General features: G+C 68.8%; 1 protein-coding gene and 1 pseudogene. Both read left to right on the top strand.

The window, feature by feature from the left end; translation table 11 throughout:
- A partial coding sequence (locus tag ACWEWT_RS37345) for an amino acid adenylation domain-containing protein (RefSeq protein WP_452565628.1) occupies positions 1-6673 on the top strand: 6673 nt, incomplete at its 5' end.
- Between the two features lie 303 nt (positions 6674-6976).
- A pseudogene (locus ACWEWT_RS37340) lies at positions 6977-17249 on the top strand (amino acid adenylation domain-containing protein); the annotation flags it as partial.

Below are 17249 nucleotides of genomic sequence, written 5' to 3'. Positions count from 1 at the left end.
GTCGACGTTCGATGTGTCGGTGTGGGAGTTCTTCTGGCCGTTGCAGGTGGGTGCGCGTCTGGTGGTGGCGAAGCCGGATGGTCATCGGGATCCGGCGTATCTGGCGGAAGTGATCGATGCCGAGCGGGTTTCGGTGGCGCATTTCGTGCCGTCGATGCTGACGGTGTTCGTGGCCGCCCTGCCCGGCGAAGCGGGTGCGTCGGCGTGCGCATCGTTGCGCCTGGTGTTCTCCTCCGGTGAGGCGTTGCCGGGCCGGCCCGCGCAGCGGTTGCGCGAGCTGACCGGGACGGCTGTGCACAACCTGTACGGTCCGACCGAGGCCGCGGTCGATGTCACCTTCCACGAGGTGACCGACGCCGATACCACGGTGGTGCCGATCGGTGTGCCGGTCTTCAACACGCAGGTGTACGTACTCGACGACCGGTTGCGGCCGGTGCCGGTGGGTGTGGCCGGTGAGCTGTATCTCGCGGGTGTGCAGCTGGCGCGTGGCTATGTCGCGCGGCCTGACCTTTCCGCGGATCGCTTCGTGGCGAACCCGTTCGGTGCGGCCGAGCGGATGTACCGCACCGGTGATGTCGTGCGCTGGACCGCCGCCGGCGAACTCGAATACATGGGTCGCTCGGACTTCCAGGTGAAGCTGCGCGGGCTGCGGATCGAACTCGGTGAGATCGAAACGGCGTTGACCGATATCGACGAGGTAGGCCAGGCCGTGGTGGTGCTGCGTGGCGACGCGCGCACCGGTGACCAGCTCGTCGGCTATCTGGTACCCGCGGCGGGAGCGCCGCTCGATATCGAGGATGTGCGGGAAGATCTGTCCGCGCGCCTGCCGTCCTATATGGTGCCCGCCGCCTTCGTACTGCTCGACGAGCTGCCGCTGAGCGCCAGCGGCAAACTCGACCGCCGGGCGCTGCCGGCCCCGGTGTTCGAGGCCCAGGTCTTCCGGGCGCCCTCGACCCCGGTCGAGGAGATCGTGGCGGCGACGTTCGCCGAGGTCCTCGGGGTGGAGCGGGTCGGCGTCGACGACGATTTCTTCGCGCTGGGCGGTAACTCGCTGAGCGCGACCCGGGTGGCGGCGCGGTTGTCGGCGGCGCTGGACACCGATCTCGCCGTACGGGAACTGTTCGAGGCCTCGACGGTGGCCGCGCTGGCGGCCCGTGCCGAAACGCATTCCGGTGCGGCCGGCCGGGTCCCGCTGGTACCGCAGCCGCGGCCGACGCAGACCCTGCCCTCGGGGGAGGTCGTGGAGCGGGCGCCGCTGTCACTGGCCCAGCAGCGCATGTGGTTCCTGAACCGGTTCGATCCGGAATCGGCCGCCGACAATCTGCCGATCGCGGTGCGGTTGTCGGGTCTGCTGGACCGGCAGGCCCTGCAGATCGCGATCGCCGATGTGCTGGCGCGGCACGAATCGCTGCGGACGTACTACCCCGAGGTGGACGGGACACCGTTCCAGCAGGTGGTACCGACCTCGGCGGTGATCCCCGATCTGACCCCGGTCGACGTTTCGGAAACCGAGCTGCTCGTCCGGGTGGCCGAATTCGTCTCGGCCGGATTCGATGTCACCGCGGGTGTGCCGTTCCGGGTCCGGTTGTTCGAGGTGGACCCGACCGAGCATGTGCTGGTGCTCGTCGTGCACCACATCTCGTCGGACGGTTTCTCGATGGGTCCGCTGACCCGCGATGTGATCACCGCCTACGGTGCCCGGATCGACGGCGGCGAGCCGGGTTGGCTTCCGCTCGAGGTGCAGTACGCGGACTACGCGCTGTGGCAGCGGCAGGTACTGGGTTCGGAGGACGACCCGGATTCGGTGATCGCCTCGCAGCTCGCGTACTGGTCGACGGACCTGGCGGGTATTCCGGAACAGCTGGATCTGCCGGCCGACCGGCCGCGGCCCGCCGTGGCCTCCGGCCGGGGCGCCGCGCTCACCTTCGAGATCGACGATGCGGTGCACGCCGAACTGGTCGAACTGGCGCGCCGCCGCGGCGTGACCTTCTTCATGGTCGTACATGCCGCGTTCGCGGTGCTGCTGTCGCGGCTGTCGGGCGAATCCGACATCGTCGTCGGCACACCGGTCGCCGGGCGCGGTGAACGTGCGCTCGACGATGTGATCGGTATGTTCGTCAACACCTTGGCGCTGCGTACCCCGATCGACTCCGGGGCCGGTTTCGCCGAACTGCTCGAGACCGTGCGCGGTAACGATGTGGCCGCGTTCGGGCATGCGGATGTGCCGTTCGAGCGGCTGGTGGAGGTGCTGAATCCGGCGCGGTCGACCGCGCGGCATCCGCTCTTCCAGGTGATGCTGTCGTTGCAGAACAACAACCCGCAGGTGAGCGGCGAGCTGCCCGGGTTGGCGATCAGCGGTATCGAATCACCCATCGAGACCGCGAAATTCGATCTGCAGCTGGAACTGGCCGAACGGATCGGCCCGGCCGGCGCGGCGGCGAATATCGCCCGCGGCGTCACCGCCAAGTTCATCTACGCGACGGATCTGTTCGACGCGGCCACGGTGGCCGGTTTCGCCGATCGGTTCACCCGGCTGCTGGCCGCGGTCGTGGCCGATCCGTCGGCACCGGTCGGGGATCTGGAGATCCTGGCGCCGGCCGAGCGGGCGCGCGTCCTCACCGACTGGAACGCCACCGGGCAACCGGTATCCGCGGCGGTCCTGCTCGACGGATTCGCGCACGCGGTCGCCGAGTACCCGGACCGGGTCGCGGTGAGTTCCGGCGGTACCGAGATCACGTACGCGGAGCTGGACGGCCGGGTCAACCGTCTGGCCAGGCATCTGATCGCGCAGGGCGTGGGCCCGGAGTCGCTGGTCGGGTTGCTGGTGTCGCGGTCGGTGGACCTGGTGGTCGCCATGTACGCCGTCGCCGCCGCGGGTGGGGCCTATGTGCCCCTGGATCCGGCGCATCCGGCCGAACGGATCCGGCACATCCTGGATACCGCGGCACCGGTGTGTGTACTCACGACGACAGCTGATCTGACCACGACCGGCGATGCCGATTCGCTCGGCGGGGACACCCGGATGCTCGCGCTGGACACCCTGGATATCAGCGGATACGCCGATACGCCGGTCACCGACGCCGACCGGGTCGCGCCGCTGCGTCCGGAGAACACGGCGTATGTGATCTTCACCTCGGGGTCCACGGGCCGGCCGAAGGGTGTCGGAGTATCGCACGGGTCGGTCGCCAACCAGATCGCCTGGATCGTGCGCGAATACGAGATCGATCGTGACGATGTGGTGCTGTTCAAGACCCCGGCGACCTTCGACGTCTCGGTATGGGAGTTGTTCGCGCCGTTGACGGTCGGCGCGCGCATGGTGGTCGCCGAACCGGACGGCCATCGTGATCCGCAGTACCTCGCGGCGGTGATCGCCGAACAGGGTGTGACGGCGACCTCGTTCGTACCGTCGATGCTGTCGGTGTTCGCCGAGAGCGCGGCCGCCTTCCCGGGCGTCTGGTCGTCGCTGCGGATACTGTTGGTGGCCGGTGAGGCCTTCACCGGTGACGTGGTCGCGGCGGTGCGCCGGGTCAGCGAGGTGGCGTTGCACAACCTCTACGGTCCGACCGAGTTCACCGTGCACGCCACGCACGCCGCGGTCGCCGAGAACGTATCCGGTGCGGTACCCATCGGCGGTCCGGTGTGGAACGCGCAGACCTACGTGCTGGATTCGCGGCTGCGGCCGGTACCGGTGGGTGTCACCGGTGAGCTCTACCTGGCCGGTGCGCAGCTGGCGCGCGGTTATGTGGGCCGGCCGGATCTGAGCGCGGACCGGTTCGTGGCGAACCCGTTCGGCACCGGTGAACGTATGTACCGCACCGGTGACGTCGTGCGGTGGACCGCGACCGGCGAGCTGGTCTATGTGGGCCGCTCCGACTTCCAGGTGAAGGTGCGTGGTCAGCGCATCGAACTGGGTGAGATCGAGGCGGCGCTCACCGAGCACGACACGGTGGCGCGCGCGGTGGTCGTCGCGAAGACCGATCCCAATACCGGTGACCGGCTCGTCGGCTACGTGGTGCCCGCCCAGGGCGCCGCGGTCGACACCGAGGAGTTGCGTACCCGGTTGACCGACCGGTTGCCGGCCTACATGGTCCCGGCGGCGTTCATGGTGCTCGACGAGTTGCCGCTGAACGCGTCCGGCAAGCTGGATCGCAAGGCGTTGCCGGAGCCGGTGTTCGAGGCCCGGGAATTCCGGGCGCCCTCGACCCCGATCGAGGAGATCGTGGCCGGGGTCTTCGCCGATGTGCTCGAGATCGACCGGGTCGGCGCGGCCGACGATTTCTTCGCCCTGGGCGGTAACTCGCTGATGGCGACCCAGGTCGCCGCCCGCCTCGGTGCGGCGCTGGACACCACGGTCGCGGTGCGGGCGTTGTTCGAGGCATCCACGGTTTCCGCCCTCGCGGTACGGGTCGAACAGCATGCCGGAACCGGTGGCCGCCGGGCCCTCGAGGTCGGGCCGCGGCCGGAGCGGCTCCCGTTGTCGCTGGCCCAGCAGCGGATGTGGCTGATCAACCAGTTCGATCCGAGTTCGGCCGCCTACAACATTCCGCTGGCGATCCGCCTGTCCGGAGCGCTCGATATCGCGGCCATGCGCGCGGCGGTCTCGGATGTGCTGGACCGGCACGAATCGCTGCGCACCCGGTACCCCGCGGATGCCGACGGACTCCCGTACCAGGAGATCCTGCCGGTCGCGGAGGTACTGCGCGGCGGACTGATCACCGCCTCGGCCACGGATCCGCTCACCCGGATCGGCGAGTTGATGTCGGCCGGCTTCGATGTCACGCAGCAGGTTCCGGTGCGGGCGTTGCTGCTCGAAACCGGACCCGACGAGCATGTGCTCGCCTTCGTCGCGCACCATATCGCGGCCGACGGTGCCTCCATGGCGCCGATGGCACGGGATCTGGTGACCGCCTATCTCGCCCGGGTGGGCGGCGACGCACCGGGCTGGTCGCCGCTGCCGGTGCAGTACGCGGACTTCGCGCTCTGGCAGCGCGCGGTGGTCGGGGACGAGAACGACGCGAACTCGGTGGCCGCCGGTCAGCTGGCGTACTGGCAGAAGCAGCTCGACGGTGTCGCCGGCGATGTCGAACTGCCGCTGGACCGGCCGCGCCCGGCGCTGCCGTCGCTGCGCGGTGGGCTGACGAGCTTCGCGGTGGACGCCGGGGTACACCGGTTGCTGGACGAGTCCGCGCGGGCCCGCGGCGTGACCCTGTTCATGGTGATGCACGCGGCGGTGGCGGTGCTGCTGTCCCGGCTCACCAATACCGGTGACATCGTGGTCGGCACGCCGATCGCCGGACGCGGTGAGCAGGAGCTCGACGATCTGGTCGGTATGTTCGTCAACACCCTGGCGCTGCGCACCCGGGTGGAGCCGACCATGACCTTCGCCGATCTACTGGAGCAGGCCCGGGAAACGGATCTGTCGGCCTTCGCCAATGCCGATATCCCGTTCGAACGGGTGGTGGAATCGGTGCTGCCGGGCCGGGCCACCGCGCACAACCCGCTGCTGAGTGTGGTGCTGGCCTTCCAGAACACCGAGCAGCCCACCCTGGACCTGCCCGGGTTGTCCGTGCAGGCACTGGGTGAGCAGGCGCTGGCGGCCAAGTTCGATCTGCAGATCGGTATCGATCCGCAGCGCGACGCCGACGGCGGTTTCGGGGAACTGTGGTCGGTGTTCGGCTACGCCACCGATCTGTTCGACGAAGCGACCGTGCAGTCCTTCGGCCGCCGGTTCGAACGGATCCTGGCCGCGGTGGCCGCCGATCCGCAGATCCGGGTGGGCGATATCGATATCCTCGATACCGCCGAACGCGACCGGATGGCCGCTCCGGCCCAGCAGGCGGCACCGGCCGCCACCACCGGTACCGCGCTGCCGCAGACGCTGCGCGCCTCGGTGGAGGACGACCCGGAGGCACCCGCGGTGGTGTGGGGTGAGAACGAGATCACCTATCAGGAGCTGGACGCGCGTTCGTCGCGGTTGGCCAGGGTGCTGATCGCGCGTGGCTATGGGCCGGGTACCGGTGTGGTGACGCGGCTGGACCGTGGGGTCGACGCGGCGGTCACCACCTGGGCGGTGCTCAAGGCGGGTGCGGCGCTGGTACCGGCCGCCGCGGTGGACGCCGCCGCGGACGCGGGCCTGACGGTCGCGGCCGGGATCGCGGCGGGTGCGCCGCCGGAGGTAGCCGAACTCGCCTGGCTGGTGCTCGACGATCCGGAGATCGTGGCGGAGCTCGCGGCACAGTCGTCCCGTCCGGTGACCTACGCCGACCGGGTGCGGCCGCTACAGGGCGGCGATCCGGCGAGCGTCACCGCCGGTGGTCGTATCCTCTCCTACGACGAGCTGGCCGGGGTGGTGGCCGAGGTGCACTCCGCGACCGAGCTGACCTACGAATCCCGTACCTTCCGGTACGGCCGCGCCGACGGCCCGGCCGCGGTGGTGGAGATCGTGGCGGCCGGCGCGGTGGGCGCGGCGGTGGTACTGGTCACCGATGTGACCGGTGCGGCGCTCGGCGACGAATGGGTCACACACCTGTGGATCGACCGGGCAGGTCTGGACGTACTGGATCCCGGCGCCCTGGAGGACCTGTCGGCGCTGGTCCTGGAAGAGAAGGGACGGCCGGACGGGCAGTGGGCCGAGGTCGAGCAGATGCTCGAGCTGAGTGCGCTGCTGGACTGAGCGGTCCGGGACCGGCACAGTGGTTCCCCTCGCCCGGCGCCCGGTGGCGCCGGGCGAAGGCCCGTGTCCCCGGGTGATGGCATCCTCGGTCGTAACGGTCGGGCCTTCCCGGCCCATGTAATGATGGACGACGGCGAGTCCGGCGGCGATCGATCGCGTCCTGTGCGAGGTACCGCCCAGCAGGTCGTAGCGGTGCGCCGGCGGCGGGTGCACCGCAGTCGTAAGCGAACGAGGCAGGCAAGGCAGGTTGATGGGTTCGGTTGTCGGTGAGCAGTGTGACCACCACCAGGAAGTGATGCAGGCATGACCCGAACGGCGCGCACACGACCCACCCGGACCCGGCGGCCGCGGGGGACCACCCTGCCCCAGCTCATGGCGACGGCGGTCGAGACCAACCCGTCGGGTATCGCGGTCAGTTACGCGGACGCCACCGGTAATCTGGGCCGGCTCACCTACGCCGAACTCGACGAACGTTCCAATCGGCTGGCCCGGCTGCTCATCGCCCGCGGTATCGGCCCCGAGGACCTGGTGGCGATCGGGATCACCCGCTCGATCGACTCGGTGGTCGCGATCTGGGCGGTGGCCAAGACCGGTGCGGGCTATGTCCCGGTCGATCCGACCTATCCGGTGGACCGTGTCGCGCATATGGTCACCGATTCCGGTGCCGTACTCGGCCTGACCGTCGCGGAATCGGCCGCCGGACTGCCCGATCAGGTGGAATGGCTGTCCATCGACAGCGCCGATACCGCCGCCGATCTCGAACAGCATCCGGCCGAACCGGTCTCCTTCGACGAGCGGGTGCGCCCGCTGCGCACCGAGCATCCGGCCTATGTCATCTACACCTCGGGTTCGACCGGTACGCCCAAGGGCGTCGTGGTCACCCAGGCCGGGCTCGCGGGTTTCTGTGCCGAGCAGCGCGAACGGTACCGAGTCGATACGACCGCTCGCACCCTGCACTTCGCCTCGCCGTCCTTCGACGCCTCGGTCCTGGAACTGCTGCTGGCGATCGGCGGCGCCGCGACCATGGTGGTGGTGTCGCCCACCGTGTACGGCGGCGACGAACTGGCTGGACTGTTGCGCAGCGAAGGGGTGACCCACGCCTTCGTCACCCCGGCCGCGCTGGCCTCCATCGATCCGGCGGGCCTGGACGATCTGCGGGTCGTGATCACCGGTGGTGAAGCGTGCCCGCCGGATCTGGTGCGGCGCTGGGCCGTTACGTCGGCGGACGGTGACTCGCGCGAGTTCTTCAACGCCTACGGCCCGACCGAGGCGACCGTCGCGGTCAATATCAGCGATCCGATGCGACCGGACGCGCCGGTCGGGATCGGTGCCCCGATCCGCGGTGTGACCGAATACGTCCTGGACGAGCGGCTCACCCCGCTGCCCACCGGGGTGACCGGCGAACTCTATGTCAGTGGTGCCCAATTGGCGCGCGGCTACCGCAACCTGCCGGGGACGACCGCGCAACGTTTCGTGGCCCATCCGTTCATCGATGACGGTGCCCGGCTCTACCGCACCGGCGATCTGGTGCGGTGGACGGCCGACGGCTCGCTGGAATACCTGGGCCGTAACGATTTCCAGGTCAAGATCCGTGGTTTCCGCATCGAACTCGGCGAGATCGACGCGGTACTGGGCAGCCACGAGTCGGTGGATTTCGCGGTGACGGTCGGCTACGAGCCATCCAGCGGCGCCACCGTATTGGCCGCCTACGTCCACCCGGCCGACGGCGCCTACGTCGATACCGACGAACTGCTCACCCTGGCCGCGAATCGGCTTCCCGCGTACATGGTTCCGGCGAGTGTCACCGTGCTGGAGACGATCCCGCTGACCCCCGGCGGCAAGGTCGATCGCAAGGCGCTGCCGGAACCGCAGCTGCGCACCAAGGAGTACCGGGCGCCGGAAACCCCGCTGGAGAAGCAGGTCGCGGCGGTATTCGCCGATCTGCTCGGTCCCGCGGATCCGGTCGGCGCGGACGACGATTTCTTCGAGCTCGGCGGTAACTCGCTGATCGCCGCCCAGGTGGCGGGCCGGTTGGGTGCGACCGTCGACGCCCGGATCCCGGCCCGGGTGCTGTTCGAGGCTTCCACCGTGGCCGAGTTCGCCGCGAAGCTCGGTGAACTCAGCGGATCCGGTGGCCGGGCGCCGCTGATCGCGCGCCCGCGTCCGGAGCAGGTGCCGCTATCGCTCGCGCAACAGCGGATGTGGTTCCTGAACCGGTTCGACGGAGCGTCGGCGGCGTATCACATTCCGCTGGCGATCCGGTTGTCCGGTGCGCTGGATGTGGAAGCGCTGCGCGCGGCGGTCGGGGATCTGGTGGCGCGGCACGAGGTGCTGCGGACGGTGTACCCGGAGACCGAATCCGGTCCGGTACAGGTGGTGTTGCCGGTCGGGGAGGCCGCGCCGGCGCTGCAGGTGCGTTCGGTGGCCGCCGGGGACGTGGTCGCCGTCGTCTCGGAATTGGTGTCGACCGGTTTCGATGTGACGGCCGAGGTGCCGTTGCGGGTCGCGTTGCTGCGACTGACGGACGCCACGGACGAATACGTGCTCGCCATGGTGGTACACCACATCTCCGGTGACGGTGCGTCGGTGAGCCCGCTGACCCGGGATCTGATGACCGCCTACGCCGCACGGGCCGCCGGTTCGGCGCCGGGGTGGGAACCACTGCCCGTGCAGTACGCCGACTACAGCATCTGGCAGCGCGAACTGCTCGGTGACGAGAACGATCCGGATTCGCTGGCCGCCGAGCAGATCGGGTACTGGCAAGCGGCGCTGGAGGAGTTGCCGGACCAACTGGATCTGCCCGCGGACCGGCCGCGTCCCGCGGTGCAATCGGTGGCGGGTGGCCGGGTGGATGTGCGGATCGACGCCGACATCCACGCCGGACTGTTGCGGATCGGCCAGCAGCACAACGCGACCCTGTTCATGGTCGTGCATTCCGCGCTGGCGGTACTGCTGTCGCGTCTGTCCGGCACCGACGATATCGCGGTGGGCAGCCCGGTCGCCGGACGTGGTGAACAGGCGCTCGACGATCTGGTCGGTATGTTCGTCAACACCCTGGTGCTGCGCACCCTGGTGGACCGGGGTGAATCGTTCGCCGATCTGCTGTCCCGGCAGCGCGAGGTCGATATCGCGGCGTTCGCGTACGCCGATGTGCCGTTCGAACGCCTGGTGGAGGTGCTCAACCCGGTCCGTTCGACCGCGCGGCATCCGCTGTTCCAGGTGGGTTTCTCGTTCCAGAACTTGGCGCAGTCGAGCCTGGAACTGCCCGGACTGACGGTGTCGGGGGTGGACTTCGAGGTCGAGGTCTCGCAGTTCGATCTGCACCTGATCGTGGGCGACAACTACGACGAGGCGGGCGCGCCGCAGGGCGTCGCGGGGCATATCACCTATGCCACCGCGCTGTTCGATCACGCGACGGTGCAGGGATTCGCCGACCGGTTGACCCGGTTGCTCGGTGCGCTGGTGGCCGATCCCGCGGTACCGGTCGGGGATGTCGAGGTCCTGGACCCGGCGGAACGGACCGCGATCGTCGCCCAGCGGAATGCCACCGGACACCGGCTGGATTCGGGGGCGACCCTGGTGTCGCTCTTGGACGCGACGGTTGCGGCGGGTCCGGATGCGGTCGCGTTGGTGGCTGCCGATGGTTCGCCGGTCACCTATGCGGAGTTGGGTGCGCGGGTCAACCGGCTGGCCCGGTATCTGATCGAGCGCGGTGTGGGGCCGCAGGATCGGGTCGTGCTGGGGCTGCGGCGGTCGGTGGATCTGGTGGTCGCGATGTACGCGGTCGCCACGGCCGGCGGTGTGTACGTACCGGTGGACCCGGACCAGGCCGCCGACCGCACCGGCTACATCGTGGAAACCGCGGCGCCGGTATGTGTACTGACCACCGGCGATACCGTGATCGGCGCCGAGTCCGGTGTGGCTGCCGCGTCGGTGGTGGCGCTGGATGCTCTCGATCTCGGTGGTTACGACGTCGCGCCGGTGCGTGATGTGGAGCGGGTGGGACCGTTGCGGGCGGCGGATACGGCGTATGTGATCTTCACGTCGGGTTCGACGGGTCGTCCGAAGGGTGTGGCGGTTCCGCATTCGGCGATCGTGAACCAGCTGCGGTACATCACTGCCGAGTTCGGGCTGGATTCCTCGGATGCGGTGTTGCTGAAGACCGCGGCGACGTTCGACCTGTCGGTGTGGGAGTTCTGGCTCGCGGCTGTTTCCGGGGGCCGGACGGTGATCGCGGAGGCCGAGGGTCATCGGGACCCGGCTTATTTGAACGAGTTGATGGCGCGCGAGCGGGTGACGACGTTGACGGTGGTGCCGTCGATGCTGGATGCCCTGGTGAATACCGGTTCGGGTGTGCCGGAGTCGTTGCGGCGGGTGCTGGCGATCGGTGAAGCCCTGCCGGCGGCGACGGCGCAGAAGATGCTGGCGGAGTTCCCGGCCATCGAACTGTTCAATTTGTATGGTCCGACCGAGGCGGCGGTGTCGATTACGACGCATCGGGTGACCGGGTCTGATCGGGTGTCGGTGCCGATCGGTGTGCCGCAGTGGAATTCGCGCGTCTACGTCCTGGACGCCAGGTTGCGGCCGGTACCGGACGGTGTCGCGGGTGAGTTGTATCTGGCGGGCGATCAGCTGGCGGTCGGATACTTCGGCCGGGCGGATCTGACAGCGGATCGGTTCGTCGCCGATCCGTTCGCCGTCGGCTCCACGGCCGGTGCCGGGGGGCGGATGTACCGCACCGGTGACGTGGTCCGGTGGACCGCGGCCGGTGAACTGGAATATGTGGGCCGGTCCGATTTCCAGGTGAAGGTCCGTGGTTTCCGGATCGAGCTGGGCGAGATCGAGGCGGCATTGCTGGCGCTGCCGGGGATCGCGCAGACCGCGGTGCTGGCGAAATCGGATCCGCGGACCGGGGACCGGCTGGTCGGCTACCTGGTACCCGAGGGTGACGCCGGTCTGGATATCGCGCATATCCGGTCCGAACTGGGGCAGCGGTTGCCGTCGTACATGGTGCCGTCGGTATTCGTGGAACTCGACGCGCTGCCGTTGAACGTCAACGGGAAGCTGGATCGTAAAGCCCTGCCGGAGCCGGAATTCGAAGCACAGGAATTCCGGGCGCCCACCACTCCGATCGAAGAGATCGTGGCGGGTGTGTTCGCCGAAGTCCTCGGTGCCGACCGCGTCGGCGCCGACGACGATTTCTTCGCCCTGGGCGGTAATTCCCTGGTCGCGACCCAGGTCGCGGCGCGACTGGGTAAGGCGCTGGACACCACGGTGCCGGTGCGGGCGCTGTTCGAGGCGTCCACGGTCGCGGGTCTGGCCGTGCGGGTGGAGCAGCACGCCGGATCGGGTGGGCGTAAGGCGCTGGTGGCGCAGGCACGTCCGGACCGGGTGCCGTTGTCGCTGGCGCAGCAGCGGATGTGGTTCCTGAACCGGTTCGACCAGGAATCGCTGGCCTACAACATTCCACTGGCCATCCGGTTGTCGGGTGAGCTGGATGTCGAGGCGCTGCGGGCGGCGGTCGGGGATCTGGTGGCGCGGCACGAGGTACTGCGCACTGTGTATCCGGAGACCGAATCCGGTCCGGTGCAGGTGGTGTTGCCGGCCGGAGACGCGGCACCGCGACTGGAAGTGCGGTCGGTGGCCGCCGACGACGTGCTCTCGGCACTGTCGGAGCTGGTGTCGTCCGGTTTCGATGTGACAGCGGAGGTTCCGCTGCGGGTGGCGCTGTTCCGCGTGGACGATCCGGACGTCGCCGCCGGTGGATCCGCTACCTCCGGCGAATACGTCCTGGCGATGGTGATCCATCACATCGCCGGAGACGGTTCGTCGGCGGGACCGCTGACCCGCGATCTGATGACCGCCTACATCGCGCGGGCGGCCGGGGACGCGCCCGGGTGGGCTCCGCTGCCCGTGCAATACGCCGACTACAGCATCTGGCAGCGTGACCTGCTCGGCGACGAAGCCGATCCGGAATCGCTGGCCGCCCAGCAGGTCGGCTACTGGCAGTCGGCGCTGGCCGGGGTGCCCGATCAGCTCGATCTCCCGTCCGATCGCCCACGCCCGGCCGTGCAGTCGTTCATCGGCGGCCGGATCGAGATCGCGGTGGACCCCGAAACCCACGCCGGATTGCAGCGGGTGGCGCAGCAGCAGGGCGCCACGCTGTTCATGGTCGTGCATTCGGCTCTCGCCGTACTGCTCTCGCGACTGTCCGGTACCGACGACATCACCATCGGTACCCCGGTCGCCGGCCGCGGTGAAGCCGCCCTCGACGATCTCATCGGTATGTTCGTGAACACGCTGGTGTTCCGGACACAGCTGGACCGTGGCGAATCGTTCGCCGACCTCCTGCTCCGGCAGCGGGAAGCCGATATCGCGGCCTTCGCGCATGCGGATGTGCCGTTCGAGCGATTGGTCGAGGTACTCAACCCGGCCCGTTCGCAGTCGCGGCATCCGCTGTTCCAGGTGGGGCTCACCTTCCAGAACCTCGCGCAGTCGAGTCTGGAACTGCCCGGCCTGACCGTTTCCGGTGTCGATATCGATACCGAGACCTCCCAGTACGACCTGCACCTGATGCTCGGTGACCACTACGACGCCACCGGGACGCCGGCCGGCGTGGGCGGTTACCTGACCTACGCCACCGATATGTTCGACCACACCACGGTGCAAGGCTTCGCCGACCGTTTCGTCCGGTTGCTGGCCGGTGTGGTGGCGGATCCGGCGGCGCCGGTGGGTGATCTGGAGATCCTGGCCCCGGCCGAGCGTGCCCGGGTGCTGACGGAGTGGAACGCGACCGAGCATCCGGTGCCGGCGGGTCTGCTGCTGGACGGGTTCGCCCGGGCGGTGGCCGAGTACCCGGATCGGGTGGCGGTGGTCTTCGACGGTGCCGAGCTCACCTACGCGGAGCTGGACGCGCGGGTCAACCGGCTGGCCCGGTACCTGATCGCCCAGGGCGTGGGCGCGGAGGCCCTGGTCGGGTTGCTGGTCTCGCGATCGCTGGATTTCGTGGTCGGGATGTATGCCGTGATCGCGGCCGGTGGCGCGTACGTGCCGCTGGACCCGGCCCATCCGGCCGAACGGATCCGGCACATCCTCGATACCGCGGCACCCGTCTGCGTGCTGTCCACGACCCGGGATATCGCGGCCGTGGGTGACGGTGTGGCGGGAGCCGCCCCGGTGCTCGCCCTCGACGTCCTCGATACCGGCCTCTACGACGCGGCGCCGGTGACCGATGCCGATCGGGTCTCGCCGCTGCGATCGGGAAACGCCGCCTATGTGATCTTCACGTCCGGTTCGACCGGCCGTCCCAAGGGCGTCGCGGTCTCGCATGCGGCGGTGCGCAATCAGGTCGCGTGGATCGCGGGACAGTACGGGTTCGATCGTGACGATGTGGTGCTGTTCAAGACCCCGGCGACGTTCGACGTGTCGGTATGGGAGTTGTTCGCGCCGTTGACGGTCGGTGCGCGGATGATCGTCGCCGAGGCCGACGGTCATCGTGATCCGGCGTATCTGGCGTCGGTGATCGCCGAACAGGGCGTGACAGCGACCTCGTTCGTGCCGTCGATGCTGTCGGTATTCGCGGAGAGCGTGGTCGGTGACCCGGACGCACTGGCGTCGTTGCGATTGCTGTTCGTGGCCGGTGAGGCGTTCACCGGCGATGTCGTGGCAGCAGTGCGCCGGGTCAGCGAGGTGGCGCTGTACAACCTCTACGGCCCCACCGAGTTCACCGTGCACGCGACCCACGCCGCGGCCGCGGACAATACGACCGGTGCGGTGCCGATCGGTGCGCCGGTGTGGAACGCGCAGACCTATGTACTGGATTCGCGATTGCGTCCGGTACCGGTGGGCGTGACCGGTGAGCTGTATCTGTCGGGCGCGCAGGTGGCACGCGGGTACGCGGGCCGGCCGGACCTGAGCGCGGATCGCTTCGTGGCCGATCCGTTCGGTACCGGTGCGCGGATGTATCGCACCGGTGACGTCGTGCGCTGGAACTCCGCCGGTGAGCTGGTCTACGTCGGGCGTTCCGATTTCCAGGTGAAGGTACGCGGTCAGCGCATCGAGCTGGGCGAGATCGAGACGGCGCTGACCGATCACGAATCGGTGGCGCGCGCGGTGGTGACCGCCAAATCCGATCCGCGGATGGGTGACCGTCTGGTGGCGTACCTGGTGGCCGCCAGGGGAGAAGCGGTCGATACCGAGGTACTGCGGGCTCATCTCGCCGACCGGTTGCCCACCTACATGGTGCCCGCGGTCCTGATGGTGCTCGACGAGTTCCCACTGAACGCGTCCGGGAAACTGGACCGGAAAGCCCTGCCGGAGCCGGTGTTCGAAGCACAGGAATTCCGGGCGCCGTCGACCCCGATCGAGGAGATCGTGGCCGGCGTGTACGGCCAGGTCCTGGGAGTCGAACGGGTCGGCGCCGACGATGATTTCTTCACCCTCGGTGGTAACTCGCTGATCGCGACGCAGGTCGCCGCGCGGCTCGGTAAGGCACTCGACACCACGGTGCCGGTGCGCGCCCTGTTCGAGGCCTCCACGGTGGCCGGGCTGGCGGTGCGGGTCGAACAACAGGCCGGTGCCGGTGGGCGCGCGGCGCTGGTACCGCAGCCGCGTCCGACGCGGGTGACCGCGTCGGGTGAGGTCGTGGACGCGGTGCCGTTGTCGCTCGCGCAGCAGCGGATGTGGTTCCTCAACCGGTTCGACGGCGGCTCGGCGGCCTACAACATTCCACTGGCGATCCGGCTGTCCGGTGACCTGGACGTGGAAGCGCTGCGGGCGGCGGTATCGGATCTGGTGGCGCGGCACGAGGTGTTGCGGACGGTGTATCCGGAGACCGAATCCGGTCCGGTGCAGGTGGTGTTGCCGGTCGGGGACGCCGCGCCGCGTTTGCAGGTGCGTTCGGTGGCCGCCGGGGATGTCGTGGCGGCGGTCGCCGAATTGGCGTCGGCCGGTTTCGATGTGACGGCCGAGGTGCCGTTGCGGGTGGCGCTGCTGCGGGTGCGCGATACGGCCGAAATATCCGGTAGCGCAGGTGAATTCGTGCTGGCGATGGTGGTGCACCATATCGCGGCCGACGGCGCTTCGGTCGGCCCGCTGACCCGGGACGTGATGACCGCCTATGCCACCCGGTCGGCCGGAGAAATCCCGGGCTGGGCGCCGTTGCCGGTGCAGTACGCCGACTACAGCATCTGGCAGCGCGCACTACTCGGCGACGAATCCGATCCGGAATCGCTGGCCACGAAACAGGTCGGGTACTGGAAGTCGATGCTGGCCGGGGTGCCGGATCAGCTGGAGTTGCCCACCGATCGGCCGCGTCCGGCGGTGCAGTCCTTCGCGGGCGGCCGCGTCGCAGTGGTCGTCGGACCGGAAGTCCATGCCGGATTGCTGCGGCTCGCGCAGCAGCGGAACGCGACGCTGTTCATGGTGGTGCATTCCGCGCTGGCGGTACTGCTGTCGCGGTTGTCGGGCAGTGACGACATCACCGTGGGTACGCCCGTCGCGGGTCGTGGTGAGCAGGCGCTCGACGACCTGATCGGTATGTTCGTGAACACGCTGGTGTTCCGGACCGAGCTGGATCGTGGGGAGTCGTTCGCGGATCTGCTGGGGCGGCAGCGGGAGATCGATATCGCGGCGTTCGCGCACGCGGATGTGCCGTTCGAGCGGCTGGTGGAGGTGCTGAACCCGACGCGGTCCACGGCGCGGCATCCGCTTTTCCAGGTGGGCTTGACCTTCCAGAACCTGGCCCAGTCGGGTCTGGAACTGCCGGGTCTGACGGTATCGGGTGTGGATGTCGATACCGAGATCTCGCAGTTCGACCTGAATCTGGTGCTGGGTGATTCCTACGACGAAACCGGCGCCCCGCTGGGGACGGCCGGATATCTGACCTACGCCACCGCCCTGTTCGATCACGGCACGGTGCAGGGCTTCGCGGACCGGTTCGTGCGACTGCTCGCGGCGGTATCGGCGGATCCGTCGATACCGGTGGGCGATCTGGAAGTTCTCGCTCCCGCCGAGCGCACTCGGGTGCTGACCGAGTGGAATGCCACCGAGCACGCGGTGCCGGCGGGGTTGTTGCTGGACGGGTTCAATGCCGCCGCTGCGGCGCACCCCGAGCGAGTCGCGATCTCGTTCGAGGGGACGAGTCTGTCCTATGGCGAGTTCGCGGGTCGGGTGAATCAGTTGGCGCGGCACCTGATCGCGCAGGGTGTGGGCCCGGAGACTTTGGTCGGGTTGCTGGTGTCGCGGTCGGTGGATCTCGTGGTCGGGATGTATGCCGTCGTCGCGGCCGGTGGTGCGTATGTGCCGCTGGATCCGGCGCATCCGGCCGAGCGGATCGGCTACATCCTGGACACCGCTGAGCCGTTGTGTGTGCTGACTACGACTGCCGATGCTGGTGCGGTGCCCGAGGATTCGGCTGTGCCGGTGCTGGCGTTGGACACCCTGGATGTGTCGGGTTACGCCGACACAGTGGTGACCGATGCGGATCGGTTGTCGCCGGTGCGTGCGTCGAATACGGCGTATGTGATCTTCACATCCGGTTCGACGGGTCGTCCGAAGGGTGTGGCGGTTCCGCATT

Source organism: Nocardia sp. NPDC003963 (genome assembly GCF_053605105.1).
The sequence above is the reverse complement of the archived record's forward strand: the minus strand, read 5'-3'. Positions and strand labels throughout refer to the sequence as shown.